Genomic DNA, 544 nt, shown 5'->3' on the forward strand with positions numbered 1-544 from the left:
TCGGCAATCGGCAAGCAGACCGGCATCCGGCTGACCCCGTCGCTCGACTTCCACCTCGACGCGCTGCCGGACACGTCCGCGCAGCTCGACGCGGCGCTTCTCGAGGCAGCTCGACGCGACGCCGAGGTGGCCGCTCTCGCGGCAGCCGCGACGTTCGCGGGCGACGCGGACCCGTACAAGAAATCCGACGAGGACGACGAGGACTGAGCACGCACGACGAGGCCCCCGGGGTGATCCCCGGGGGCCTCGTCGTGCGTGGGCTCAGACGAGCGTCTTGCCGGTGTTCCTCGGCATCCAGAACAGCACGACGAGCGCTCCGATCGCGGTGACCGCTGCGGCGACGTACGCCGCGGGCTGCAGGCCGACCGCGTAGCCGTCGGGCGTCAGGGTGCCGTCGGACGCGGTGAACACGGCCACCAGCGTCGCGACGCCGAGCGCCCCGCCGATCTCCCGCAGGGTGGCGTTCACCGAGCTCGCCGTCCCGTGGTCGTCGGGCACCATGTCGGCGAGGACGGCCGTCGCGCTCGGCGCGAACGTCAGCCCC

At 73.0% G+C, this 544-nt stretch carries 2 pseudogenes; one reads left to right on the forward strand and one right to left on the reverse strand.

Annotated features, from left to right (window positions below):
• Positions 1-207: pseudogene (locus AC1DPN_RS19520) on the forward strand (30S ribosome-binding factor RbfA); the annotation flags it as partial.
• Between the two features lie 54 nt (positions 208-261).
• Here the strand turns inward: AC1DPN_RS19520 and AC1DPN_RS19525 are convergent.
• Positions 262-544, reverse strand: a pseudogene (locus AC1DPN_RS19525) (MFS transporter); the annotation flags it as partial.

Source organism: Cellulomonas sp. P4_H4 (assembly GCF_056400865.1).